This is a genomic window from Rhodococcus sp. EPR-134 (assembly GCF_001647205.1).
GTDB classification, from domain to species: domain Bacteria; phylum Actinomycetota; class Actinomycetes; order Mycobacteriales; family Mycobacteriaceae; genus Rhodococcus_F; species Rhodococcus_F qingshengii.
Window position 1 is genome coordinate 1 of sequence record NZ_LVCT01000223.1, and the last position, 2,006, is coordinate 2,006.

Consider the following 2,006-nt stretch of genomic DNA (forward strand, 5'->3'; position numbering starts at 1 on the left):
CGCTGCTCGACGGCGTCCTGTGTGGGATTCATGATCCGCGTGTAGATGTTGCCCGGCTCGGCGAGGCCGAACAGTGCAGCAGCGTGATCGGTGCTGTCGAAGACGTAGCTGGTGGTCTGGTAGATCGGCAGAGCGCGCGCATTTGTGGCGGTGTCCGCTGTTTGTCCGGCGTGCACCTGCTTGGTCTCGAACGACCAGTTGGCGGTCGGATCCGAAGTTGCTGCGGCGTCGGCTGTGTTGTCGGTCATGATCTGTTCACTCCAGTGGTCTGACGGATAGATGTCGGACGGGGGCGAATGATCGCCGCCCCGTGCTGGGGTCTATCTACAAGTGCGACACATACTGAAATACCTCCGTGGGGCTCGGCCCGGTCTGGGGTCCGTCCCTGTCGGACCCGCGCTTGTCACCCGAATTGCGGTGGAACTGCGCGAGCAGATCCACGTCGGGAAACCTGGTCATCACCCGGGGCACCCCACCGCGGTTGGAGGGTTGCCGTCCAGCGAGCCGGGGCTTGACGCTGGCACTCATGACCAAGTCGGATTCTACCGGGAAGTGAGCGCAGTCCTGACACGGGGCGAAATGTGAGCCGCAACCGCACGCGAGGCAGGGCGACGCAGCCCACTAGCAGGCAAAAGTTACTCGCGAGTAGAGACCGATGAGTGGACCTGCCGGTTGCGGCCTCACGGGTTAGCAGTACGCTTGTCTTGTTTGGGACTCATCTCCCGAGATCAGTCCACACCGTCTAGGTTTGATAATCGAACCGTTCGCGGACCCACTCACAAAGTGTGACCGCAACCGTGTAACCAGGGAAACTTCCTAGGAGGACGCGAAGCACCCATGTCCAAAATCAAGGTTGAGGGCACCGTCGTCGAACTCGACGGCGATGAGATGACGCGCATTATCTGGCAGTTCATCAAAGACAAGTTGATCCATCCGTATCTCGATGTGAACCTCGAGTACTACGACCTCGGTATCGAGTACCGCGACGAGACCGACGACCAGGTCACCATCGACGCAGCGCACGCGATCCAGAAGCACGGCGTCGGCGTCAAATGCGCCACGATCACGCCGGACGAGGCACGTGTCGAGGAATTCGGTCTCAAGAAGATGTGGCGTTCCCCGAACGGAACGATCCGCAACATTCTCGGCGGCACGATCTTCCGCGCACCGATCATCATCTCCAACGTTCCGCGACTCGTTCCGGGCTGGACCAAGCCGATCATCATCGGCCGTCACGCATTCGGCGACCAGTACCGCGCCACAGACTTCAAGGTCCCCGGCCCCGGCAAGGTGATGATCACCTACACGCCTGAGGACGGCAGCGCACCGATCGAGCACGAACTGGTCAACTTCCCCGAAGAGGGCGGCGTCGTCCAGGGGCAGTACAACTTCACCACGTCCATCCGTGACTTCGCTCGCGCGTCGCTCACCTACGGACTGCAGCAGAACTACCCGGTGTACCTGTCCACCAAGAACACCATTCTCAAGGCGTACGACGGTGCCTTCAAGGACATCTTCCAGCACGTCTACGAGACCGAGTTCAAGGCTGAGTTCGATGCTGCAGGTCTGACCTACGAGCACCGCCTCATCGACGACATGGTCGCTTCCGCACTCAAGTGGGAGGGCGGATACGTCTGGGCATGCAAGAACTACGACGGCGACGTCCAGTCCGACACCGTGGCCCAGGGCTTCGGCTCGCTCGGCCTCATGACGTCGGTTCTGCTGACACCGGACGGAAAGACCTGTGAGGCAGAGGCTGCTCACGGCACCGTGACGCGTCACTACCGTCAGCACCAGCAGGGCAAGCCCACCTCGACCAACCCGATCGCGTCCATCTTCGCGTGGACCCGCGGGCTCGAGCATCGTGGCAAACTCGACAGCACCCCTGAGGTCATCGGCTTCGCGCAGGCGCTCGAAGACGTTGTCATCAAGACCGTCGAAAGCGGCCAGATGACCAAGGACCTCTCGATGCTGGTCGGCGGCGATCAGGGCTACCTGACCACCGA

General features: G+C 61.4%; 2 protein-coding genes and 1 riboswitch. Of the genes, one reads left to right on the forward strand and one right to left on the reverse strand.

Annotated elements, in window-relative coordinates; translation table 11 throughout:
• A partial coding sequence (locus A2J01_RS09940; protein WP_197494197.1) for a PLP-dependent transferase occupies nucleotides 1-248 on the reverse strand: 248 nt, incomplete at its 3' end.
• 143 nt (nucleotides 249-391) lie between these two features.
• Nucleotides 392-532, reverse strand: a riboswitch (SAM riboswitch).
• Between the two features lie 305 nt (nucleotides 533-837).
• Here A2J01_RS09940 and A2J01_RS09945 point away from each other — a divergent pair.
• Nucleotides 838-2,006, forward strand: a 1,169-nt coding sequence (locus A2J01_RS09945) for an NADP-dependent isocitrate dehydrogenase (protein ID WP_064112621.1), incomplete at its 3' end; no start/stop codon positions are given.